This is a genomic window from Agrobacterium vitis (assembly GCF_037039395.1).
In the GTDB taxonomy this organism is placed as follows: Bacteria; Pseudomonadota; Alphaproteobacteria; order Rhizobiales; family Rhizobiaceae; genus Allorhizobium; species Allorhizobium vitis_E.
Window position 1 is genome coordinate 1,355,086 of sequence record NZ_CP146242.1, and the last position, 21,486, is coordinate 1,376,571.

Sequence of the window (21,486 nt, forward strand, 5' to 3'; positions counted from 1 at the left end):
AGGAATGCCCGGCAGCCGCTATCCGGCCGCGGTCAAGCTGACCGGCAAGACGGGACGGACTCCCAACACCAGATCGAGATTGTCGAGAATACGCTTCATGTCCTTCGGGCGAAGTCGCCAGATCAAGGGGCGCCGAGGGTCGTCGGTGCAAAGGCCAAGCCGCTTCGAATCCAGTGGGTCGGCTGGATCACGAGGGATCCTTGCGCTGCCCAAAAATCGGTTAAGGGGGCGTAGCTGTCTATGGAGGAACCATGACCATGCGAGAAGACAATGATCGGCTGGTCCCGGCCGATAACGGGTGTCGAGACCTGTATCCATAGACAAGTGGACGATGGAGGTGGTGGTCGCGCTGCATGATCGTCCCCGGCGGTTCAACGATATCAAGCGGCAGGTTGGCTATAGCGGCATCTCACAGCAGATGCTCACCCAAACTCTCAAAATGCTCAAGCAGGACGGCATGGTCGAATAGACCGTTCGGGCGACCACGCCACCACGAGTGGACCATGCATTGTCGAAACTTGGCTACTCGGTTGCAGAGCAGGTGCGACAAACGGCAGAATGGGCCATCGCACATCGCGCTGTAATTCACGCAAACCATCTGCGATACGTCGCGAACCGCTAAGATCGGGTCAGTCGCACCCTGCGGCGGGGTTGCCGTGAATCTAGGGCAATGTCTCGTCGCCACGGGTCGTACTGCTCGCCGGCGGAGACAAACCGCGCTGCCGCGCGCCGCCGGCCTTGGCCCTGCGGCTGCGCCAGCCGCGATCGGAGCGGATGAACGCTTCCAGCATATGCGGGATCAACGCAGCCGTTTCTATCGGCTCGTAGAGGCGACCATGCTCGGCCGAATATAGGTCGAGCTCTTCCTTGAGGGATTCCGGCAACGTGATCGTCAGCCGAAAAACGCCGACCTTTGGCAGAGGCCCAAGTCTTAATTGCGGCATGTATCATCTCCTGTAAGTGAGACAAAGATATGTCGACTGTTCAGATAATCGGCGTACGCAGTAGTATCTCGATACAGTGGTCCGGGATGTTCAATGCTGATCTTGACGGCCTTGTCTTCGATAAGCGGTCCGAGCTTTAATTTGGCCATTGGGTCAACCTCTATAGGGCTCCATCACGAGATCCCGGGTGACGATAATTCGGACCGGAAATCCGGGCCTGATGGTCAGCGTCGGCGCGATCTGCAACTGACGTTGGATGATCTGTTGTCCGGCATCATTGATCGTATCCTGGCCACCGTTGCGGATGGCCTGGATCAGCCGATCGTCGTCGTCCGTGGCGAGTTCTGCACCAACCGAGAGCAACGTCGAAAGACCGGCTGCCTTCGCCAAATCCCACCAGTGGTAGTCGACGCCATCCTCGAGACCGGCATAGCCCTGCGTATCGGCACCAGGCTGTCGTTCGAGAACGATGGATCGTCCATTCGGGAATATCAGCCGGTTCCAGACCAGGAGGACACGCCTCTGGCCGAAGCCGACGTTGTTGTCATATTGGCCAATGATGCGGGTGCCCTGCGGCACAAGCAGAATGCGGCCAGTCGGGCTGTCGTAGATGTTCTCGGTGACCTGGGCGGTAATCTGGCCGGGGAGATCGGAGCGAATGCCGGTGATAAGCGCTCCGGATATCACCGAACCGGCCTGCAGCACATAGGGCGACGCCGGCGACATCACGCGATCGGCTGCAACGGTGCGGCGATCGACGGCAGCGTTGAGGAAGGCGGCCTGCCGGTCCTGTGCCGTGGGAGCGCCGGCCTGATCGAGACCGGCAAGATTCGGCGTCGTATTCGCGTTGGGCGTTATCGCGCTTGCCGTTGTCCGTGTTTCTGTCTGGAAGAACACGCGGCTGGTTCGGGCGGCTTCCGCTTCGGCGAGGCGGCGTTGCTCGGCCGGATCGACGTTCGGAGCCGTCATTGTCGGCACAACGACAGGCTGACCACGATCCCGCGCACTGAGGATCGGACGGCCGAGATCCCCCGGCAAAGCCGGCCCCAGGATGGGACCGGTATAGTCTCGCGGCAAACCTGCCAGGCCGTCGGCAGTGGTCCGGTTCTCGGTCGAGTAGAGCTCTTCCCCACCATTGCCGCGATCTCGAGTCTGAAGCGCATAGATCAATGCGCCGCCGATACCGAGCGACGCGACCAGGCCAAGTCCGGCGAGCACCTTGCGCGATAGCCGGGTGACGCGCGGCGGTTCCGCTCGCAAGCGCATGGGTGGAACAGGACCGGGGGCCTGGGTTGCATCTTGGCGGTTGTCGGCCTCGCTCATGACGACCGCCCTCCTTCCTTGGTTTGGGCTGTCGGCGCCTGCACAACTCCGCTTGTGCGGACGATCCTCACAGTCTGCTGATGCTTGCCGCTGCCCAGGCGCAATTCCGCCGCACCGAAGAGGCGATCAACGATCAGGATGTTCCTATAGATACGGGTATTGGCGATCTGCGCCTCGCCTTCCGGGCCGATGACGAAGAGCGGCGGAAATTCCCCCTGTACGATGCCGCGCGGAAATTCGACATAGACCTTGCGGCCATCGTCATAGACGGAGACCGGCCGCCAGGGCGGCGTGTCGCCGGTGAGGCCATAGCGGTAGTTTCGCGCCGCCACGGCCGGAATAGCCGGCGTGTCGGGGATGGATTGTCGAGAGCCCGGCACCTGTGGATAGGACCAGGCGACCGATGGCATGTAGGGTTTTTCACCGGAGCGTAATTCGATCAGGTAGGTACGGCGATCGGTGGAAATCACCAGGTTGGTAGTGATGTCGGGACGTGCGGGTTTCACTAGGACATGCACGCGCCGGGTGGTGCCGCTGCCGCTCTCGGTATCGCCGATAATCCAGCGCGTAGTATCGCCGGCGGCGATCGGCCCGGCTCCGGTGAGGCTTTCGCCGGGTTCGAGCGCGATGTCGGTGATCTGGCCGGGTGCGGCATAGACTTGATAGAGCGCACCCTCGCTCCAGGGATAGATCTGGATGGCGTTGTAGTAGCCCTCCCGGCGTGGCTCGACACGGGCCGCGTCATTGGCATTCTGAATCCGCCCGGTCGGGGTGGTTGCCGTGGCTCCTCCGCGCGCCGGCGTCCAGCCAGGCGGAATGTGCAGCGACTTCGGACGATCATCGGTCAGCACGGCAGGAACGGCCGGCAGTGCCGGCACATCGGCGTCGTAGCGGATCTGTGGCGGCTTCTGCGGCGTGGCGCAGCCGGCCAGTGCGGCGGCAGACAAGAGCACGGCAGCAAATGCGGGTTTACGGAAAGACGGGTTTACGGCTTTGCGGATTGGCGGCTTGTTCATTCGCCCATCTCCCTCGACCATGAAATCGCGTTGACGTAGATGCCGAGAGGATTGGCCTTGAGCCGTTCAGCATCGCGGGGCGTCTGGATTACGATGGTCAGGATCGCGGTCCAGCGCTCGGTGGTGGAAAGCTGACCATTCTCGTAGCGGCGCTCGGTCCAGGCGACACGGAAGCTGTCGGGCGACGCGCGAATGACGCTCGACACCTCGACGGCGATCTGTTGCTTGCCGACCTTGGTGAAGGGGTCGTTGGACCGCGCGTAGTCGTTCAGCGCTGTCGCACCCCGATCCGTCGTCCAGTCATAGGCGCGGAGCCAGTTCTGGCGGACGATGATGGGATCGGCGGGAATGCTCCTGACCTGTTCGATGAATCTCGCCAGATGCCATGCCACCTGCGGATCGGTGGGACGATAGTCGGCCGTGGCAGCGGCGACGGTCTGGGTCTGGCCGAGCTTGTCGACCTGTACGACCCACGGCACGACGGTCCCACGCGTGGACTGCCAGACGAGTGCTGCGGCAAAGCCCGCCGAAAGGATCAGGCTTCCGAAGGCCATGAACCTCCAGTTCCGCGCCTGCACACGGGCCGAACCGATACGTTCGTCCCAGATCTGTGCGGCCTTCTGATAGGGTGTTTCGGGTTGCGGCGTCTTGCCGTAATGGGCTGCCGGTCGTTTGAACAAGCTCATGAGCGGTCACTTTCGGAGAGATTGACGGAAGAGCCACCACCATGGCTGTCGCCGGAACGGACGGCATGGGCGGCCGCGGAAACGCCGTGGCTGACGTGCTGGCTGCGTTTCATGCGCCTGGCCCAATCGGGGGCGCCATCGCGCGAACCCGATGGGGTGACGGCAAAGGAATCGTTATTGGCGGGATCGGCACCGCCGACGGTGCCAAGCGTGGAAGAGCCGCCGGTCGCGCTGAAGCCGTCTTTCACGCCTTCGGAAAAATTCGATCTGACTCTTTCGGCCGCCTGCCCGGCTGCGCGCTTGAGCGGCGAGACGGCAGCGGAGCCTGCACCGCGAGCAACACGGCCGAGACCAGACGCCACGCCCAAAGCGCCGCTCTGTCCCATCGATCCGAGATTATAGGCGGTAGATGCGGCACCCGCCGCCGCCGCTCCACCCCGAACGGCGGCCGCGCCACCGGACAATGCCGCGGCGCCACTCCGCAAGGCCAGACCGGCCGCGCCGCCTGCGGCAAGCGCTGCGCCACCGACGGCAAGGCCGGTGCCGACGGCAGCACCCGCGCCGAGCTGCGGGCCGCCGGAAACGAGACCGTTGGCGATGCCGGGACCGAATATCCCGAGGCCCAGCAATGAAAGCGCGGCCAGCACAACGGCCATGGCATCGTCGATCGTCGGTGTGGCGCCGCCGAAACCGGCAGTGAACTGGCTGAACAGGGTGGAGCCGATGCCGATGATGACGGCGAGCACCAGGACCTTGATGCCGGAAGAGACGACATTGCCAAGAACCCTTTCGGCCATGAAGGCCGTCTTTCCGAACAGTCCGAACGGGATGAGGACGAACCCCGCCAAGGTCGTCAGCTTGAATTCGATCAGCGTGACGAACAGCTGGATGGCCAGAATGAAGAACGCCAGCAGGACGAGTGCCCAGGCAAACAGCAGGCACGCGATCTGAATGAAATTCTCGAAGAATGCGACCCAGCCCATGAGGTCGGAAATGGATTCCAGCAGCGGGCGGGCCGCATCGAGACCGACTTGCGCCACCCGTCCGGGGCGAAGGAGGTCCGCCGTCGAAAAGCCGGTGCCCGACCCTTTGAGACCGAGGCCGGCAAAGCTCTCGAAGATGATGCGGGCGAGATTGTTCCAGTTCGAGATCAGGTAGGCGAAGACGCCCACGAACAGGGTCTTTTTCACCAGACGGGCGATGATGTCGTCGTCGGCGCCCCAGCTCCAGAACAGGGCGGCGAGCGTCACGTCGATGACGATCAGCGTGGTGGCGATGAAGGCGACCTCGCCGCCGAGAAGACCGAACCCGCTGTCGATATAGGAGGTGAAGACCCCGAGGAAATTGTCGATGACGCCGCTGCCACCCATGATTCACTGCCCTTCGATGGTTTGTGGGGCGACCGGCACGGAAGTCCTGCCAAGGAAGCGGTCTCGTGTTTCCGACCAGACACGCAGGCATTCGGGATCGCTGGTGGCAGCCTGCCCAAGCTGCTGGCACCGGCGCTGGCCGAGCCGGAGGGGATCCGCCGGTGATCCGACGGCGGGTGTGGATCGTGTCCATGGCGCCGGGGCCTCTCTCTTTCTGATCATCTCGGTCGCCGTCGCGGTGATCGCGACGGCGACAAAGACGACGGCGCCCAGACGGGCCAGCATCTTGCCGTCCATGGCCAGCGCCCTCAGTTGAACATCTTGGCGCTGCCGGCCTGATAGCCGGAGCCTGGCATCAGGAAGCGCTGGCGCTGCACGCGTCCCTGTTCGGCCGCGGCGGCGCGTTCGGCCTCGGTGAGTGCAGTGGACCGGCCATTGGCGGCAAGCAGGGCCGTGAGGTCGGAAAGCTGCTGCGACTGAAGGGCGAGAAGCTGGTTGCCTGCCTGCGCCGCCTGAAGCGCGCCGGTCGCGCTCTGGCTCTGACCGACCAGTTGCGACATCTCGGTGCGGTTGGTGTCGATATTGCCGACGACGGTGGCCTGCACGCGCATGGCGTCCTGCAGGCCGCCGACGCTGTTCTTCCAGCGCTCCTTTGCATCGGCGACGAGTTGCGCGTCGGTGGCCGAAAGCGAGACGCTGGCGTATTTCGACTGGAATGCCTGATCGATCTGGCCGACGTCGAACGCGATGTTCTGCGCCTGGGACAGAAGCTGCTGCGTGCGCTGAACGGACTGTTGGATCTGCTGCAACGACGAATACGGCAGGCTCGCCAGATTGCGGGCCTGGTTGATCAGCATCTGCGCTTCGTTTTGCAAGCTGGTGATCTGGTTGTTGATCTGCTCCAGCGCGCGCGCGGCGGACAGGAGGTTCTGCGAATAGTTGGTCGGGTCGTAGACGATCCAGGCGGCGGACGCCGGCGGCGCCAGAACGATCGAGGCCGGGCCTGAGAAGGTGAGAATGGATGCGGCAAGCAGTGCCGCGCGGAAACGGTGGGTCTTCATGATTGAGCCTCCTTGTCGGGCTGGGGGACGAGATTGGCGAGGTCAGGAATGAGGTCCGCGGCCCAGTCGACGCCGCGCAGGCGCAGCCAGGCGGCAAGGAAGCCGTCCCGGCCGTGCTCGGCGAAGACGCGGGCGATGGCGGACTGGTCGGATTTCGAGGAGGCAGCCGTGAGGGCGAGACCGACTTCGGACAGGCCCAAATCGAACAGGCGTTTCCCCCTGCGGCTTTGGCAGTAGTAGTCCTTTTTCGGCGTGGCCCGCGCGAGGATCTCGATCTGGCGCGCGTTCAAGCCAAATCGCTGATAGATCGCGGTGATCTGCGGTTCGACAGCGCGCTCATTTGGAAGAAGCAGACGCGTCGGGCAACTTTCGATGATCGCCGGGGCGATCGCCGAATTGTCGATATCCGACAATGATTGCGTGGCGAAGATCACGCTGGCGTTCTTCTTGCGCAGGGTTTTCAGCCATTCCCGCAACTGCCCGGAAAAGGCTTCATCATCGAGCGCCAGCCAGCCCTCATCGATGATGAGCAAGGTGGGCGAGCCATCGAGCCGATCGCCGATGCGATGGAACAGATAGGACAGGACGGCGGGTGCTGCGCCGGTGCCAACCAGCCCCTCGATCTCGAAGGCCTGCACCGACGCGCTGCCGAGGTGCTCGGTTTCGGCATCGAGCAGCCGGCCATAGGGACCGCCGACGCAATACGGCCTGAGCGCCTGCTTGAGGTCGTTCGATTGCAGCAGCACCGTCAGGCCGGTGATGGTGCGTTCCTCGACCGGCGCCGAAGCCAGAGAGGTCAGCGCCGTCCAGATATGCTCCTTGACATCAGGCGTGATCGCGATGCTCTCACGCGTCAGGATGGCGACGATCCAGTCGGCCGCCCAGGCGCGTTCGGGCACGTCATGGATGCGCGCAAGCGGCTGGAGCGAAACGGAAAACGCGTCTCCCTCGGTGAGATCACCACCAAGATCATGCCAGTCGCCGCCCATGGCGAGAGCTGCGGCCCGGATCGAGCCCCCGAAATCGAAGGCGAAGACCTGGGCCTGGGCGTAGCGACGGAACTGGAGCGCCATGCAGGCGAGCAACACGCTCTTTCCCGAGCCGGTCGGCCCGACGACGAGCGTGTGTCCGACATCGCCGACGTGAATGGAAAGCCGGAACGGGGTGCTTCCCTCGGTCTTGCCAAAGAGCAAGGGGCCGCTACCCAGGTGGTCATCCCGTTCCGGCCCCGCCCACACGGCACTGAGGGGAATCATGTGGGCGAGATTGAGCGTCGAGATCGGCGGCTGGCGCACGTTGGCGTAAACATGCCCCGGCAGCGAGCCAAGCCAGGCGTCGACGGCATTGATGGATTCCGGCATCGCCGTGAAGTCGCGACCCTGGATCACCTTTTCGACAAGCCGTAGCTTTTCGTCGGCAAGGCGGGGATCGGTGTCCCAGACGGCGATGGTCGCCGTCACATGGGCCATACCGGCATAGTCTGCGCCGAGTTCCTGGAGCGCGATGTCCGCGTCGGTCGCCTTGTTCGCGGCATCGGTATCGACCAGAACCGAAGCCTCGTTGGTCATGACTTCTTTCAAAATGGCGGCGATCGACTTGCGCTTCGCAAACCACTGGCGGCGGATGCGGGTGAGCAGCCTGATGGCATCGGTCTTGTCCAGGAGGATCGCGCGAGTCGACCAGCGATAGGGAAAGGCGAGCCTGTTCAGTTCGTCGAGAATTCCGGGCGTGGTCGCGGTCGGGAAACCGACGATGGTGAGGATGCGCAAATGAGCGTCGCCAAGGCGCGGCTCCAGCCCGCCGGTCAGAGACTGATCGGCCAGCAGCGCGTCCAGGTACATCGGTGTTTCGGGAACGCGGACACGGTGCCGTTTGGTCGAGACTGTCGAGTGCAGGTAGGTCAGCGTCTCGGCATCATCGAGCCAGTGGCATTCGGGCATAAAGCCGTCGAGCAACGCCAGCACACGATCGGTGCGATCGACGAAGCCGCGCAGGATCTCGTTCGGATCAACGCCAGATCGTTCCCGCCCCTCATAGAGCCAGGTCTCGGCACGCGCCGCATCTTCGGCAGGCGAGAGATAGGTGAAGGTGAGGAAGTAGCCGGAAATGAAATGACTGCCCTGCTCTTCGAAATCGGCCTTGCGTTCGGCGTCAAGCAGCCCCGAGGCCGGATCAGGAAAGCGGTCGTCGGGATAGGTCGCGGCCTCCTGGCGCTGCGCTTCCACGAAGATCGCCCAGCCGGAGCCGAGACGCCGGAAGGCATTGTTCAGCCTGGCGGCGACAGCGACCAGTTCGGCAGCAACAGAGGATTCGAGATCCGGACCGCGAAATTGGGCGGTCCTTTGCAGCGATCCGTCCTTGTTGAGAACGACACCTTCGCCGACAAGCGCGGCCCAGGGCAGGAAATCCGCGAGGCGGCTGGCGGTGCGGCGGTATTCGGCAAGGTTCATCATGGACGCGCCCTCACACCGACAGATGTCCGGGGATACGAAGGTGACGACGACCGACTTCCACGAACAGCGGATCGCGTTTCGCCGCCCAGACCGCCGCGAAATGCCCGACGGCCCATATGGCGAGGCCGACCAGCCAGAGACGGAGGCCAAGGCCGACGGCTCCGGCGAGCGTCCCGTTCATGATGGCGATGCTTCGCGGAGCGCCGCCGAGCAGGATGTGCTCGGTTAGCGCCCGATGGACGGTGACGGTAAAGCCCGGCAGGTCGTTGGTGTGTTCCAGAATACCCGCCATCAGACGAGCGCCCCGCCGCCGAAGCTGAAGAAGCTGAGAAAGAAGGAACTGGCCGCAAAGGCGATCGACAGCCCGAAGACGATCTGGATCAGCCTCCTGAAGCCGCCGCTCGTGTCGCCGAAAGCTAGCGCTAGCCCGGTGGCAATAATGATGATGACGGCGACGATCTTGGCGACCGGCCCTTCGATGGATTCGAGGATCGACTGAAGCGGCGCCTCCCACGGCATGGAGGAACCGGAAGCATGAGCCGGCACAGCCGCCGTCATCATGATCGTGGCGACGGCCGCCGGGCTCATGAAGTGGCGACGCAAGCCGCCGAAAGACGGCGTGTGCCCGCTCGCCTGAACCGGCACCATGGACAAGATGATGGGCGGGCTGAAGAGCTTCGACAGAACAGGCGGGACACGGAGGGACATGACTATTCTCCTTTCGGGAGCGGTTGGCGGTCGGGGGAAAAGCGTGCGGGGGCGACGCGGTAGTCGCCGTCAGGACCGAGCCCATCGACACGAGCGAGTTCGCAGAGCCGGCGCGCGGGCCCGCGACCGGAGAGAACCGCCACGATGTCGATGGTCTCGGCGATCAGTGCCTTGGGGACGGTGACGACAGCTTCCTGAATGAGCTGTTCGAGCCGGCGGAGCGCGCCGATGCTGGTGCCGGCGTGGATGGTGCCGATGCCGCCGGGATGCCCCGTTCCCCAAAGTTTCAGGAGATCAAGGGCTTCCGGACCTCGCACTTCGCCGACGATGATGCGATCGGGCCGGAAGCGCATCGCCGAGCGCGCCAGATCTGTCAGATTGGCGATGAAGTCCTTGGTGCGCATCGGCACCTTGTTCTCGGACTGGCTTTGAAGCTCGCGCGTGTCCTCGATGATGAGAAGCCGGTCCTGCGCCTTCGCGACTTCGGCCAGCAGTGCATTGGTAAGCGTCGTCTTGCCGGTGCCGGTGCCGCCTGCGACCAGCACGTTGGCGTGCGAGGCGACGGCCTCGCGCAGCAACGCCGCCTGATCGGCGGTCATCGTTCCTGCCGAAACATAGTCGTCGAGGGTGAACACCGAGATCGCCGGCTTGCGGATGGCGAAGGCCGGACCTGTGACGATCGGAGGCAGGAGACCTTCGAAGCGTTCGCCGCTGTCGGGCAATTCGGCCGAAACACGCGGGGCGCCGGCATGAACCTCCGCGCCGACATGGTGAGCAACCAGTCGGATGATGCGTTCGCCATCCGCGGGCAAGATGCGCTCGCCGGTGTCGGACATGCCCTCCGAGAGACGGTCGATCCACAAGCGCCCATCGGGATTGAGCATCACTTCGACAACGCCGGGATCTTCCAGAAAGCGGGCGATGGCAGCACCCAGCGCGGTGCGCAACATCCGAGCGCCACGCGCAAAGCCTTCCGAATTTCGATGCGAGACTGCCATCCGATCCCCGTTTCTCGCCGGGGAAATCAGACTGTCCCCGGACGGGGATGATTAAAAGAGCCGGAAGTTCATGCGATTCAACAAGGAAATGGCGTCGTAGTAGTATAGCGTGCAAATACAGGAAAACGGCGATGGAGCTGTCTTCTTGAACCAACCGAGGCGACGACTATTTGCGGTATGTACCCGCGTGTGGCGAGACCTGTCCGTCAGATGAGTCGGCGATGTCCTCAGAGATTTCCTGCCTGAGTTTCGGCCCCTGTGCCAGACGTCGGCCGAGTGCCGTGACGAACGCCTCGTAGCGTTCGCCGGCCTTGGCCCGCGCCGCCTGTGCGGCCGGTTCAGGCAAGGCTGGCGTGGTGGCGAGCCAGAAGCGGACGAAGACGGCCAGCGTTTCGACCGAGATACCGACATCGCGCTCCAGCCGCGTCATGCGGCGGTCGATCTGATCGAGGCGCTTGGCGATCAATGCCTCCCGCCGTTCGGCGTCGTCCGGCGACAGGAAGGAAGCGACGGCCGCCTCCGCAATCAAAGACATCGGCTGCTCCCGGCGCGCTGCATAATCCGAGAGCATCGTCATGACGTCAGGTTCGAGATAGACGGAGATCTGCGCTTTCTTTTTTCTGCCAGTCATGGTGCTCACAGCTCCATCCCGTCATTCGGATCAAGCGAGACCTGTCGCGCCACACCTTGCATGAGGCGGGCCATTCGGCGGTTCCGGGTGGCTTCCTCCTCCATCTCATCGGGAGGATCGATCTCGAATTCGTTTTCGATGGGCTCCTTCTTCTCGACAGGTTTCACGCGGCTCAGTTCGGGTTGACGCCGGCGCTCGGATTCGGTCGGATCCTCATCCTCCTCGGCGGTGCCCGCCACAGCTTCGTTGAACGGGAGATGAGCCGGGATCGGCAGGCGGCTCCAGTCGTCCGGATGCGGTTCGCCGGTACGGACCAGCTTCGGCGGCGGCAGTATCCGCTCCTGAAACCTTGCGTCCTCGAAGTATCGCGCCTTCTTCGCCCGGATCGGCGGCGTTCCTGCGACCATGACGATTTCGTCAGCCGGGGGAAGCTGCATGATCTCGCCAGGGGTGAGCAGCGGTCGCGCGGTTTCCGAGCGCGAGACCATCAAATGCCCGAGCCAGGGCGACAGCCGATGCCCGGCATAGTTCTTCATCGCCTTCATTTCGGTGGCGGTGCCAAGCGCGTCGCTCACCCTCTTCGCCGTCCTTTCGTCATTCGTCGCGAACGACACCCTCACATGGCAGTTGTCGAGGATCGAGTTGTTCGGCCCATAGGCTTTCTCGATCTGGTTCAGCGACTGGGCGATCAGGAATGATTTGAGGCCATAGCCCGCCATGAAGGCCAAGGCGCTCTCGAAAAAATCCAGCCTGCCCAATGCCGGAAACTCGTCCAGCATCAGCAGTAGCCGGTGACGCCCGCCCCTCGCCTGCAAATCCTCGGTCAAACGGCGGCCAATCTGGTTGAGGATGAGGCGAATGAGCGGCTTGGTGCGATTGATGTCGGACGGCGGCACGACGAGGTAAAGCGTCGTCGGGCGCTTGCTGCCAACGATGTCGGTAATGCGCCAGTCGCAGCGCCGCGTCACTTCGGCAACGACAGGATCGCGGTACAGGCCCAGAAACGACATGGCGGTCGACAGCACGCCCGATCGCTCGTTGTCGGATTTGTTCAGCAGCTCACGCGCGGCCGACGCGATAACCGGGTGCGGGCCTGCGTCACCCAGATGCGCGGTCTTCATCATCGCAGCGAGCGTCGATTCGATCGGCCGCTTCGGATCGGACAGAAATGCCGCGACGCCGGCCAGCGTCTTGTCCTTCTCGGCATAAAGGACGTGCAGGATCGCTCCGACCAGCAGCGCGTGGCTGGTCTTCTCCCAATGGTTCCTTTTGTCCAGCGACCCTTCCGGATCGACCAGGATGTCGGCAATGTTCTGGACGTCGCGGACTTCCCATTCACCCCGCCGCACCTCGAGTAGCGGATTGTAGGCTGCCGATCGTGCATTGGTCGGGTCAAACAGCAGCACGCGGCCGTGCCGGGATCGGAAGCCGGCGGTGAGTGTCCAGTTCTCCCCCTTGATGTCGTGGACGATGGCCGAACCTGGCCAGGTGAGCAGCGAGGGCACGACCAGGCCGACGCCCTTGCCCGATCTCGTGGGCGCAAAACATAAGACGTGCTCCGGGCCATCATGCCGCAGATAGGCCCGATCAAGCCTGCCGAGAACAACACCGTCCTGGTCGAGCAGACCGGCAGCCTTCACTTCCTCCGGCTCGGCCCAGCGCGCCGATCCGTAGGTCGCAACATTCTTGGCCTCGCGCGCCCGCCAGACCGACATGCCGATCGCAACCGCGATGGCGATGAAACCGCCAGACGCCGCGATCATACCGCCTTCGACGAAGATCGGTGGCGCATAGGCATCGTAGAAATACCACCACCAGAAGAAGGCCGGAGGATAATAGATCGGCCAGCCGGCCAGCTCGAACCAGGGCTGGCCGAGCTGGGGCTGGAAGCCGAGGCGCCAGGCCGTCCACTGTGTCGCTCCCCAGGTCGTCATCAGCACGATCAGGAAGACGGTGAGGATCTGGCCCCAGAGAATTTTCGTCGCGGACATGGCGTTGGTCCTTTCATGTATTGAGGTTTAAAGGCCGAGCCCCCGCTTGCGGCCAAAACTCCAGTCGATGCCGCCGTCGTTGCGGGCGACGCCGGAGACGTGGCGACCGAGCTGTTTTTCCAGGGATGGCGACCACGGTACGAGCTGGAAGCCGAGACCGTCGTCGATCATCGCGTAGCGGCCCGACGCGAGCGCGAAGCGTTGCCGATAGGTGCCGGCGACATGTTCGCCGCCTGCGGCCCCGTTGAATGGCTGACCCGTCTCGGTGGCGAGTTTCTCGCCAAGCGTATCGAGTTCGCGGCGGCGCAAGGTGTCGACCAGCCGGCGGGCGAACACCACGCTGCGGCCCTGGCGCTCGGCAAGACCTTCGGAGATCAGATGGTCAGCGCGCCGGTCCATAGCCTGCTGCACCTCGGCGCCGAAGCCGCCATCGGAGAGCGACAATGGTTCTCTTGCCACCGCCTGCCGGTCGAGCCAAGTCGCGCCCGATGCCGTGACCTGTCGCTCGATGTCGAGATCGGAGCGAACGGCGAGCGCGACACGGCGCTCACCACGCGCGTCATCGAACTTGCGCAGCTCGACAATCGAGCCGGGAGCGCTGTCGCCGGCCGCATCGAGATCGGGCAGCTTGATGTGATGGGTACGGCCATCGACGCCATCGACGACGGCATAGGCCGAGCCCTTCAGTTCGTCGTCGAGACCGCGATCGACCAGGCGGCCGATGATCGGCTCATCGAGGCTTTCACCTGCGAGCACATAGTTGGCCGAGCCGCGTTCGATGCCACGGTCCGTCAGCGCCTTGTGCATGCGTTTGATGATGTCGCCACGCTCGCCGAGTTCGCGCAGTACCGCCTCGGCTTCCGGCTTGACGAACCATTGCGAGTGGCCGACCTGTCCGGCCAGGCCAAGGACTTCCAGCTTGCGCAGGCGTCCGACCTTCAGGGCATGAAACTCGTCTGGCTCGCGATCCGATTGCGGCGCAAGATCGATGATACCGGTTTCTCGTGCATCCCGGACAAGCTGACGGTCGAGCTGGGTCCATCGTTCCGATTCAATCTGGCGCTCCAGCGTGCGGCGGATGTCGAGGTCGGTGCGCGGCCCCAGCTCCTGGGTGATGAGATCGCGCGCCCGGTCACGCATCCCCTCCTTGATGTAGTCGCGCGAGATGACGAGATCCTGGCCGTCGTCACGGACGCCGCGCACGATCAGATGGACATGGGGATGCTCGGTGTTCCAGTGATCGACGGCCACCCAGTCGAGCCGGGTGCCGAGGTCCTTCTCCATCTGTCCGACGAGATCACGGGTGAAGGACTTGAGATCGGACATTTCCAGCGCGTCGTCTGGCGAGACGATGAACCGGAAATGATGCCGGTCATCCTGGCTCCGCTCGGCGAAGGCGCCGGCGTCAGCATTCTCGGTGTCCGGCCCGAACAGGCGGGCCTTTTCCCCGTCACGGGTCACGCCCTCGCGGCGCAGATAGTTGAGGTGGGTGCCGAGTGGCGCTGTCCGTCCCGAATGCCGCACGACGCGCGCCTTGACGACAGCGCCGCGCGAGCGCGACGAGATCAGGCGATTGGCCTGGATGCTGGCGCGCTGACCATGTCCGAAACGTGAGCGATTACCGGGAACAACGCGGCCGGAGCGCGATACGCCGCCGCCGGCCCTCTTCGCCGCGGCGAGCGCCTGTGCGATAAAGGGCCGCGCCGATTGCCCCCGGCTGGACCGGATGCGCCCCGGACGGACGCGGAACTCGCGCTCATCGGCCATGGCGTAGCCCTGCAATGTTCAGAAAATCTCGTAGAGACAGGGTGTTGGGTCGTTGGCGAACATTGCGGCAGAGCCGGGAAATGTGCGCAACGGGGCAGAAACCCCAGCAAAAACAACCACCCGACCGCCACGCAATGTGCGTCCTTTTATCCTGCCATCCTCCGGTTGCTTCTCCTGCCTCCACCCCCGGCACCCTCCATGATGCGCCAGAGCCCGACAGGATGCGAAAGAGCCGGTTGAGGGTCATTGCGGACCGTCCCCCTCGCGCCGGGTGAGGAAAATGGCGTCTGGCTGCGATGCGGCGGCGCGATCGTCCTGTGCCGGAACGGAAGGTTGCCGGCCGCTCGACGGATGATCGGCGGCTCGATCATCGGCAGGCCGGCGGTTATCGCCGCGCGCCACGAAGAGCGGTGCCTCGCGCCAATCGGCCGGTGGCTGGAATGCGGTTCGCGGCCTGTCCGCAGGAGCTGCACTGCCCAGAGCGGGTGCGAGCAAAGCGACATAGGCGCGCGTTTCGGCCGGCAGGGAACGGCCGGTTGCGAGGTATTCGTCGTAGAGCGCCGGTCCCGCATTGTAAGCCGCGAGCATGGCCGGAACCGTGCGGTAGCGATCGAGCATCTCGCGCAGATAGGCCGTGCCGGCGATGATGTTGTCGCGCGGATCGAAAGGATCGCGCCCAAGCCGGTAACGGGTGCGCAGTTCGGCCCATGTGCCGGGCATAATCTGCATGAGCCCGAGGGCACCGGCAGGCGATACAGCGCGCACGTCGTCATGGCTTTCGGTACGCTTCACCGCGACGATCCATGTCTGCGGGATGCCGAAGCGCTGCGATGCCTCGGCGATGTGCGCAGCATAAGGATCGGCAGTCGCCGTGCGTGTCGCTGGCAGCGTTTGCGCGCATACCGAGACCGTGGCAGGCGCGGCGAAGGCCAGGCCGGAAAGGAGAAAAAGGACAGCCCTATGCCGGACGGCTGACCGACCGGCATAGGAGCTACTGCAAGGAGCCGGCACCGCTCAATCCTCCTTGCGTGATTTGGCGGGCCGGTTCATGTGCAGCCCCCAGACCGTGCTGTCGCCGCCGGACTGGAACAGGTTGGCGCGTAGCGGTTTGGCAAAGAGAGGGCTGTCGATCTTGATGGAGACATATTCGCCGGCGCGTTCACCGACATGCTTCCAGCCCGCGCCGATATCGGAACCCTCGTCACCTGCGAGCAGGACGCGATAGTCCGGAGCGTTCTCGGAGCCCGAGTGCTCGGCGGGAACAAGTGTGATGTCTTCCTTGATGCCGAGTGCTCTGAACTCTCCTTCAAAGCCAGTTTCCGTCCGGGTGAATTGACCAATCTGGGTCATGCTTGCCTCCTTGGATCTGCGGTGGGAATGGGCATGGGCACGCCGTCACCGCGTCGGCGCGCGCCAAACGAAGTGGCCGTGGCCGTCTTCATCGGTGTAGAGGGGGATTGCCCGGCCAATCACGGCGGAAGCTGGAAGCGGCCCGAAGTAGCGGCCGTCGAGACTATCCGCGACTTCCCAGTTCATCAGGAAAAGCTCGTCGTCGGCGACGGTGCGGCAGCCCTGCCAGACCGGCAGGTCGCGGCCCATCTTGTCTCGGCTGAGGGCGGAACCGATGGCAATGCCATCTATCATGATGTCGCGCCTGATCCGGCAAACCTGCTGTCCCGGCAGGCCGAGCACACGCTTCAGGAGCGGCACACCGTGACCGACATAGCCACGCCCGACCATGAAGTTGGCGAGCGGCTCGGGCGGCATGATGGCGACCAGTTCGGGCACCTCCAGCCGGTCGGCCGGCGCGATGGTGTAGAGCCCGAGCGGCGCGCTGGCGGTGGCGTTCCAGACGAGCCTGGTCGGCGTCGGAATGAACGCAGCAACGGCAGCGCCCATTGCCGCGAAATACGTCACCATGACATAGCCGAGGCGGGTCACCGTCCGATCCCCTGCCGCTTGAGCCATACCTGATGGCGTTCGACAGTGTAGGGACGCGGCAGGTGACCGGCCTGCATCCGGTGGGCGACATGGCGCCAGTGATCGGGCGCGACGTCGCAGGCGTCGATGCCGGCGCGCTCCACGGCGTCGATGTGGCGCAGCACGTCCTCGACTTTGGGCCAGCCCTCGATCTTCAGGAGGATTTCGCCGCCGGGGCGCACGAAGGGCAGCGTCTGATAAGCTTCGCCCGGTTCGATGGCGCGCACGATATCGATGCGCGATATGATCGTGCCGAAATCGTTGGCTGCCCATCGGACGAACGCGAACATGCTGTTCGGCCGGAACGACACGACGCGCCGGCGGCGATCGAGGATCAGCTCGTGCGCTTGCTCGCCGAACCTGATCCAGTATTCGACCTTATTCTCGATCCATGTCAGCTCGACATGAGTCATGTCGTCGGTGGAGCGTGCGGACGGCAACAGGCCGCCGCGCAAGCGGGGAGCCGCGTTGCCGGTCATGAGGGATCTCCTTCGGTCGGGGGGAATTCGCGCGCGAGCATCTCGCGCAGCATGTCGGCGACGGTGACGCTGCGCCGGAAGGCGGCGATCTTGATCCGTCCGCGCAGCTCGGGTGTTACGTCGATGGTGAGCCGTGCGGTGAACCCGCCGGCGTCAGCATTGCGTGGCGGCGCCTCGGCGGCCTTGATCCAGTGATCCGGGTCGGCAGGCCGAGCGGCGAAACCTTTGCGGGACGGACGCTCGGTCACGATGCCCCCCTACCGATTCCGAGACGATCGATCTCGACGGCCAGCGCCGCGATCTCGCGTGCAGCCGGCATGTCATCATCAAGTTCGCAGACAAGGCGGCCAGACTGCGCAGCCGCGGCGAAGGCGATGCGCTGGCCGATCGTGCTGGAAAGCGCTGGCGGATCGTGATCGGCCAGGGTCTCGGCTGTCTCACGCGCCAGTACGGTGCGCGCGCCGCAGCGGTTCAGGACGAAGCGCGCGGCGAGATCCGGTCGATAGACGCGCGCTTCGCGCAGAAGCGCGAGCATCTCGGCCGACGCCCAGCCGTCGAGCGGCGAAGGCTGCACCGGGATCAGCACGAGATCGGCGGCGAGCAGCGCCGAGCGCATCAACCCGGCGACCCGAGGCGGGCCGTCGATGACGACATGATCGCCGTTCCGTGCGAGCTCAGGCGCCTCGCGATGGAGCGTGTCGCGCGCCAGGCCGACGACGCCGAACAGGCGCGGAAGCCCTTCATGCTCGCGCTGCTGCGACCAGTCGAGCGCCGAGCCCTGCGGGTCGGCATCGACCAGGGTGACTCGGAGCCCCCGCCGTGCCCATTCACCGGCGAGATTGAGCGCCAGCGTCGTCTTGCCGGCCACCGCCCTTCTGATTGAGGAAGGCCACGATCATCGCGTGCCTCCCGAACGGTTGTCGAGAGGAAGTTCCGGCGTCTCTGCCGTGGCTTGCGTCGTTTCGTCTTTACGGGAAACCAATCCGCAGCCGCTCTTTTTTGCGGTTACGCTAAGGCCGCTTGCGGTCTCCCGGATGAGCTTTTGCACATCGCGCGCGCGCTCTTCAAAGTTAGATTCTGGGTTAGATTCTAAGTTAAGAGCGCGATTTCCGGTTTTATTGCCGTGGGTTAAGCCCTGTTTGCGTTCCCGATAGCACGATACCGGCGTTCCTGATGGCACGATATTGGGCGTTCCCGATAGCACGAGGCCGTCCACAGGTTGTCCACAGGGCGCGAAGGCAAGCAGCATCCGGCCACCGACCCCCACTTCCATGAACAGCGTGTAGCCGGGCAACGGCTGGCGGCGGATGATGTCGCGCATTTCGAAGACAAAGCGCCGGAAGGGAGACAGGCTGCCGGATTTCTGATGAAGGTGCCGGAAGTCAAAGCGCCACCCATCGCGTTGGCGGCCACCGTGCTTGCGGACGATCCGGTAAAGCCAGCGATCAAGCCCGCCCGTCAGATCGAAATAGGCGCGATCGATGGTGAGCACGAGCGCGTCATCGAGGACGGCCTGGTAGAACCAGTCTGGAAGGATCATCTCGATGCCGTCCGGCCTGCCGTGCCGGTCCGTCCGTTCCTTCCACTCATTGATCCACGAGAAGCGGTGACGGCGCCCCTCGGCGGGCTGGCGGATGGTGGTGGCGACGGTGGTGGACTGGAGCCGGTCGAGTGCCGCCTTCAGGCGCTGATAATCCCGAAGCGAGGTGCCGCGACCGACGAACTTCAGGATTTCGTAGGGGGTGGCGGCCATGAGCCGCGAGGTGCGCAGCCCCGCGTCGCGCGCCTCGACGATCTGGCTTGCCGCCCAGATCAGGATGTCGGCGTCCCAGATCGTGGCCATGCCGTGATCGGGAACGGCTTCGACCCGGATCGTCACATTGCCGGCGATGAAGTCGATCGGCGTGACACGATGGGTTTTCGAGAGGGAGAAAAATGGGAAAGCCATGAGATCCTGCGCGTCTCTTGGCGCGAAGTCGCCTGGAAGCGCCCGGAACAGATCGAGCTGCCCACGCTCCGAGGAGGACCGATGCCGCGCCGCCATTCGGGAAACAGGCCGCGATCAGCGTGCGTAGCGGCCGGGCTGCGGCACGGCGGGGAGCGTCTGGCGCTTCGCCGGCAGCACCTGGCCACGCGGATCGGAGGTGGAAGTGACGGCGCCGCGTTCGGCCCAGGCTTCGAGGTCATCGACGGCATAGACGACGCGGCCGCCGAGCTTGCGATAGGACGGGCCGGTCCCATAGGTCCGGTGCTTCTCAAGGGTTCGGGCGGAGAGGCTCAGGAATTCCGCGGCTTCCTTGGTGCGCAGGTAGCGCGGCGGCAAAACGGCAAGATCGGGTCGCATGGATCGGGCCTCCGTGGGGTTGCTGGTGGCCGCTGCGGTTCAGCGGTGGATGACGACCACGGTGGCGGAGAAGAGTCGTCAGGGGGGATGGGGAATTTAAAGGGGCTAAAATCCCCACCCCATGGCTGGAACGGAAACTGCTAGGATCGGCGGCGGCGACGTAGCAACTGGAGATAGCCGCCATCGACCATCGTAAAGCCGCCCTCAACGAGGCCAATGACCGCGTCTCGCAAGGAGGATGTTTTCCAAGGCTCGGAAGCGACGCGCGAGCGCCCGTAAATCGCGATGGCGATGTCACGGTAGGTCGCGCCGGCCAAGCGGGCATCGAAGACCCGCAGCATCTGGCGAGTGCGCCGCCGACGCTGCGGCGTCAGGCGATTGTCGGTCGGGACGCGCTGGCCTGTCAGCATGGCCGAAAAGCGGATTAGCGCGTGAAGCCGATCCGGTGCGTCGTCGTCGAGGATGATGATGGCGACCAGATTGCCGCCGGAATCGGAATCGATCCGGGTGACCTCGAGACGTTCTTCGTTGACGCTGAGCCGCAGGCATCCGTCGCCAGAGCTATCGACCGCGTGTGCTCGGATGAATTCTTCAGCAGTCCCAGTATCGCTTGAAGCGAATAAGCCCCTGTGGAGCAGAATGGCTCCGGGGTCGGCAATCGGGGTCCAGAAGACGGGCTGGTCGAGTGCTGTGCGTTGAGGATCTGCAACAAAAGCACAATCCCCATTTTTCAGCGACCTCGCGCGCCTGGTCGCTGTGAAGCTGTCCACGAGCGGAAAGATCGCGGTAGGCTTGGCGGTAATCCTGGTTCCGGCGAAGGAATTCCCAGGCAAGTTCGGACGTCGTCAATTGATCAACAAAGTCATAATTGGCATTCGATCGCCAGTCTTGGTCTTGCGGCATTCCTCCAAACCTCCACGCACGTTACGACTGTGGGTTACGGAGGGGGGACAATCTCAACTCGCTCGGCTTTTGGGAACAACGAAGGTCGCGTAACGTGATGCAGGTTTTGCATCATGTGCGACAGTGATCAATGAAGACTTGAGCGCATAAGGTCGGCAAAGCCGTGTTCGGCCATCCATTTCGCTCGCGCAAGGTGAGCTGCATAGATCCGGTGAGCCCGCTCGGTGTCGCGCTTGGGATCGAGGCGAAGTACGACTTCGGCAACCTCCTTCCAATCGGCGCCTTCCGCGTCCGCATCGAGAAGACGCAGGTAAAGCTTGAGGTGTTCGCGGTCGTAGGCCGTGAGTTCGGCGTCGGTCGGCGGACAGTCCGCGAGTTTAACCTTGGTCATGCAGTCCTCCCCTTCCGCTTTTGCCCAAATTGCTGGCGATCGATAGCGGAATTGTAATGGTATAGTAAAATTTGGGCTCGGGAATATGCGCACTGCTAATGATCGATTCCGAATTAGCGCTTTTCGCTGACAAGCATCACTCCCACATCAGGGCCGGAGTTGAGGAAGACGATCCCGTTGTCTTCAAAAGCCCGTCGTACCTGATCGCGCGTGCTCTCATACACCTCGAGACCGCTTTCGGATTCGAGGCGCTTGAGCGCGGTCAATGATACCCGGGCCTTGTCAGCGAGCGTCTCCTGTGTCCAAGCCAGTAACGCACGCGCGGCCCGAAATTGTCGGGCGGTGATCATGCATGATCACCTCCCACATAGACCTGCGCGCATTCCAAAACTACGGCTATTTTAGTCGCTCTTGGCTGCGAATGCCAGCGGGAACGTGCTG

27 protein-coding genes and 1 pseudogene are annotated in these 21,486 nt (G+C 63.8%); 1 reads left to right on the forward strand and 27 read right to left on the reverse strand.

All coding sequences use genetic code 11. The annotated features are described in order from the left end of the window. Positions 1 to 298: 298 nt before the first annotated feature. Positions 299 to 469 carry a winged helix-turn-helix transcriptional regulator gene (locus tag V6582_RS09020; RefSeq protein WP_337739367.1) on the forward strand — a complete coding sequence of 57 codons (171 nt, stop codon included), beginning with the start codon at positions 299 to 301 and terminating at the stop codon, positions 467 to 469. Between the two features lie 193 nt (positions 470 to 662). Here V6582_RS09020 and V6582_RS09025 read toward each other — a convergent pair whose 3' ends face one another. From V6582_RS09025 to V6582_RS09155, 27 genes and pseudogenes are all read right to left on the reverse strand, one after another. Beyond that, positions 663 to 944 carry a DUF2274 domain-containing protein gene (locus V6582_RS09025; RefSeq protein WP_070151333.1) on the reverse strand — a complete coding sequence of 94 codons (282 nt, stop codon included), beginning with the start codon at positions 942 to 944 and terminating at the stop codon, positions 663 to 665. Continuing rightward, positions 932 to 1,093: a DUF2274 domain-containing protein gene (locus V6582_RS09030; RefSeq protein WP_156633775.1), complete on the reverse strand. Its 162-nt coding sequence runs from the start codon at positions 1,091 to 1,093 to the stop codon at positions 932 to 934. The genes V6582_RS09025 and V6582_RS09030 overlap by 13 nt, the downstream gene beginning before the upstream one ends. Positions 1,094 to 1,097: 4 nt before the next feature. Then, entirely contained in the window at positions 1,098 to 2,267 is a 1,170-nt protein-coding gene (locus V6582_RS09035) for a TrbI/VirB10 family protein (protein ID WP_349508943.1), read from the reverse strand. Continuing rightward, positions 2,264 to 3,283 (reverse strand): P-type conjugative transfer protein TrbG, encoded by a 1,020-nt coding sequence (gene trbG, locus V6582_RS09040; RefSeq protein ID WP_156634510.1) that lies wholly within the window; start codon positions 3,281 to 3,283, stop codon positions 2,264 to 2,266. Before trbG ends, V6582_RS09035 begins: the two co-directional genes overlap by 4 nt. Continuing rightward, positions 3,280 to 3,969 carry a conjugal transfer protein TrbF gene (gene trbF, locus V6582_RS09045; RefSeq protein WP_156634511.1) on the reverse strand — a complete coding sequence of 230 codons (690 nt, stop codon included), beginning with the start codon at positions 3,967 to 3,969 and terminating at the stop codon, positions 3,280 to 3,282. Before trbF ends, trbG begins: the two co-directional genes overlap by 4 nt. After that, positions 3,966 to 5,339 (reverse strand): P-type conjugative transfer protein TrbL, encoded by a 1,374-nt coding sequence (trbL, locus tag V6582_RS09050; protein WP_156634512.1) that lies wholly within the window; start codon positions 5,337 to 5,339, stop codon positions 3,966 to 3,968. The genes trbF and trbL overlap by 4 nt, the downstream gene beginning before the upstream one ends. A 3-nt stretch (positions 5,340 to 5,342) precedes the next feature. Then, the gene (gene trbK-alt / locus V6582_RS09055) at positions 5,343 to 5,636 is read right to left on the reverse strand and encodes a putative entry exclusion protein TrbK-alt (RefSeq protein ID WP_156634513.1); all 294 of its coding nucleotides are present in this window, start codon (positions 5,634 to 5,636) and stop codon (positions 5,343 to 5,345) included. 11 nt (positions 5,637 to 5,647) lie between these two features. Then, positions 5,648 to 6,400: a P-type conjugative transfer protein TrbJ gene (gene trbJ, locus V6582_RS09060; RefSeq protein WP_156634514.1), complete on the reverse strand. Its 753-nt coding sequence runs from the start codon at positions 6,398 to 6,400 to the stop codon at positions 5,648 to 5,650. Then, positions 6,397 to 8,853: a conjugal transfer protein TrbE gene (gene trbE / locus V6582_RS09065; RefSeq protein WP_156634515.1), complete on the reverse strand. Its 2,457-nt coding sequence runs from the start codon at positions 8,851 to 8,853 to the stop codon at positions 6,397 to 6,399. The genes trbJ and trbE overlap by 4 nt, the downstream gene beginning before the upstream one ends. 10 nt (positions 8,854 to 8,863) lie before the next feature. Further along, positions 8,864 to 9,145 (reverse strand): VirB3 family type IV secretion system protein, encoded by a 282-nt coding sequence (locus tag V6582_RS09070; protein ID WP_156634516.1) that lies wholly within the window; start codon positions 9,143 to 9,145, stop codon positions 8,864 to 8,866. Next, entirely contained in the window at positions 9,145 to 9,441 is a 297-nt protein-coding gene (locus tag V6582_RS09075) for a TrbC/VirB2 family protein (protein WP_156634533.1), read from the reverse strand. Before V6582_RS09075 ends, V6582_RS09070 begins: the two co-directional genes overlap by 1 nt. Positions 9,442 to 9,563: 122 nt before the next feature. Next, entirely contained in the window at positions 9,564 to 10,559 is a 996-nt protein-coding gene (trbB, locus tag V6582_RS09080) for a P-type conjugative transfer ATPase TrbB (RefSeq protein WP_156634517.1), read from the reverse strand. Positions 10,560 to 10,725: 166 nt separating this feature from the next. Then, positions 10,726 to 11,190, reverse strand: a complete 465-nt coding sequence (locus V6582_RS09085; protein ID WP_156634518.1) for a CopG family transcriptional regulator — start codon at positions 11,188 to 11,190, stop codon at positions 10,726 to 10,728. A 5-nt stretch (positions 11,191 to 11,195) separates the two neighbouring features. Then, positions 11,196 to 13,181: a conjugal transfer protein TraG gene (locus V6582_RS09090; protein WP_156634519.1), complete on the reverse strand. Its 1,986-nt coding sequence runs from the start codon at positions 13,179 to 13,181 to the stop codon at positions 11,196 to 11,198. Positions 13,182 to 13,208: 27 nt separating this feature from the next. Continuing rightward, a complete protein-coding gene (locus V6582_RS09095; RefSeq protein ID WP_156634520.1) occupies positions 13,209 to 14,948 on the reverse strand; it encodes a relaxase/mobilization nuclease domain-containing protein in 1,740 nt (579 codons plus the stop codon). A gap of 243 nt (positions 14,949 to 15,191) precedes the next feature. Further along, the gene (locus tag V6582_RS09100; protein WP_349508944.1) at positions 15,192 to 15,959 is read right to left on the reverse strand and encodes a lytic transglycosylase domain-containing protein; all 768 of its coding nucleotides are present in this window, start codon (positions 15,957 to 15,959) and stop codon (positions 15,192 to 15,194) included. Between the two features lie 3 nt (positions 15,960 to 15,962). Next, the gene (locus V6582_RS09105; protein WP_156634521.1) at positions 15,963 to 16,298 is read right to left on the reverse strand and encodes a DUF736 domain-containing protein; all 336 of its coding nucleotides are present in this window, start codon (positions 16,296 to 16,298) and stop codon (positions 15,963 to 15,965) included. A 45-nt stretch (positions 16,299 to 16,343) separates the two neighbouring features. Next, positions 16,344 to 16,889, reverse strand: a complete 546-nt coding sequence (locus V6582_RS09110) for a S26 family signal peptidase (protein ID WP_337739385.1) — start codon at positions 16,887 to 16,889, stop codon at positions 16,344 to 16,346. Continuing rightward, positions 16,886 to 17,407, reverse strand: a complete 522-nt coding sequence (locus tag V6582_RS09115; protein WP_156634523.1) for a DUF2840 domain-containing protein — start codon at positions 17,405 to 17,407, stop codon at positions 16,886 to 16,888. Before V6582_RS09115 ends, V6582_RS09110 begins: the two co-directional genes overlap by 4 nt. Next, a complete protein-coding gene (locus V6582_RS09120) occupies positions 17,404 to 17,655 on the reverse strand; it encodes a hypothetical protein (protein WP_060719722.1) in 252 nt (83 codons plus the stop codon). The genes V6582_RS09115 and V6582_RS09120 overlap by 4 nt, the downstream gene beginning before the upstream one ends. After that, positions 17,652 to 18,306, reverse strand: a pseudogene (gene parA / locus V6582_RS09125) (ParA family partition ATPase). Before parA ends, V6582_RS09120 begins: the two are co-directional and overlap by 4 nt. Next, positions 18,303 to 19,451: a replication initiator protein A gene (locus V6582_RS09130; protein WP_156634524.1), complete on the reverse strand. Its 1,149-nt coding sequence runs from the start codon at positions 19,449 to 19,451 to the stop codon at positions 18,303 to 18,305. The pseudogene parA and the gene V6582_RS09130 overlap by 4 nt, the downstream one beginning before the upstream one ends. 18 nt (positions 19,452 to 19,469) lie before the next feature. Beyond that, on the reverse strand, positions 19,470 to 19,751 hold the full coding sequence (locus V6582_RS09135) for a helix-turn-helix transcriptional regulator (RefSeq protein WP_060719725.1): 282 nt from the start codon (positions 19,749 to 19,751) through the stop codon (positions 19,470 to 19,472). Positions 19,752 to 19,891: 140 nt separating this feature from the next. After that, entirely contained in the window at positions 19,892 to 20,410 is a 519-nt protein-coding gene (locus V6582_RS09140) for a DUF2285 domain-containing protein (protein WP_174067372.1), read from the reverse strand. Beyond that, positions 20,343 to 20,654 carry a transcriptional regulator domain-containing protein gene (locus V6582_RS09145; protein WP_234889856.1) on the reverse strand — a complete coding sequence of 104 codons (312 nt, stop codon included), beginning with the start codon at positions 20,652 to 20,654 and terminating at the stop codon, positions 20,343 to 20,345. Before V6582_RS09145 ends, V6582_RS09140 begins: the two co-directional genes overlap by 68 nt. Before the next feature lie 127 nt (positions 20,655 to 20,781). Next, positions 20,782 to 21,045, reverse strand: a complete 264-nt coding sequence (locus V6582_RS09150) for a DNA -binding domain-containing protein (protein WP_156634525.1) — start codon at positions 21,043 to 21,045, stop codon at positions 20,782 to 20,784. A gap of 113 nt (positions 21,046 to 21,158) precedes the next feature. Then, the gene (locus tag V6582_RS09155; protein ID WP_060719728.1) at positions 21,159 to 21,395 is read right to left on the reverse strand and encodes a transcriptional regulator; all 237 of its coding nucleotides are present in this window, start codon (positions 21,393 to 21,395) and stop codon (positions 21,159 to 21,161) included. Positions 21,396 to 21,486: the final 91 nt, after the last annotated feature.